This is a genomic window from Streptomyces cacaoi (assembly GCF_006539165.1).
GTDB lineage: Bacteria > Actinomycetota > Actinomycetes > Streptomycetales > Streptomycetaceae > Streptomyces > Streptomyces cacaoi.
This window is the reverse complement of record NZ_BJMM01000176.1, coordinates 1-891: the sequence shown is the minus strand read 5'-3', so window position 1 is coordinate 891 and position 891 is coordinate 1. Positions and strand designations below refer to the sequence as shown.

1 protein-coding gene is annotated in these 891 nt (G+C 71.6%); it reads left to right on the top strand.

The annotated features are described in order from the left end of the window. Positions 1-103 precede the first annotated feature (103 nt). Complete coding sequence (locus SCA03_RS34805; RefSeq protein WP_030893892.1) at positions 104-799, top strand: GNAT family N-acetyltransferase; 696 nt, start codon at positions 104-106, stop codon at positions 797-799. The last annotated feature ends 92 nt before the right edge of the window (positions 800-891 follow it).

Genomic DNA, 891 nt, shown 5'->3' with positions numbered 1-891 from the left:
AGGAGACCCCCGCTCCGTGGTGCCCCCATACGGTGATCGGGCCTGTTCGGTGTGGTTCGTAGGATGAATCCGGGGCTCAGCTGATGGAGGAGAAACAAGCACGATGAAGGTTCGGGACTGCGGCGTGCTGGATGATCCGGTGGGTGCTTCGTTGCGGGGGCACCATGCGGGTCTCGCCCGGCGGTGCGGGCGGGCCGCCACCTATCTGCCGGGAGTCGCGACCTTCGCCACGGTGTCCCCCGAGCCCGGCCCGCAGGAATGGGCCGATCTGGCCCGGCTGCTCGGGCCGGGGGAGCTGGCCGACATGTTCAGCAGTGCGGCGCGACCGCCCCGGGAGTGGGAACCCGTCTTCGAGTTGGCGGGCCGCCAGATGGTCCGGCACGGCGGAGGGGAGCGTCCCGGTAGCGAGGAGGACGGCGTGGTCGAGCTGGGGGCCGGGGACGTGCCCGAGATGCTCGACCTCGTCGCACGGACCCGGCCGGGCCCGTTCCATGCACGCACCCATCAGCTCGGTACCTACCTCGGCGTCCGGGAGAACGGCACGCTGGTGGCCATGGCGGGCGAACGGCTCAGGCCACCGGGCTGGACCGAGATCAGCGCCGTGTGCACAGCCCCGGAGGCACGCGGGCGAGGGCACGCCGCCCGGCTGGTCGGCGCCCTCGCCGCCCGCATCACGGCCCGGGGCGACAGCCCCTTCCTGCACGTGGCCGAGGTGAACACCGGCGCGATCGCCCTCTACGAACGGCTCGGCTTCCACAGCAGAAAGCCCGTGACGTTCCGCGGCTACCGCACACCGTGACAACCAGCTGCCTTGTGCCCGCCCCGAAAAGAGGGCCACGGCCGCAACAGGCCGGATATGCGTATGGGGGCACCACGGAGCGGGGGTCTCCT

Coding starts and splice junctions, on each gene's coding strand:
- SCA03_RS34805 (WP_030893892.1), top strand. CDS start 104: ATGAAGGTTCGGGACTGCGGCGTGCTGGATGATCCGGTGGGTGCTTCG.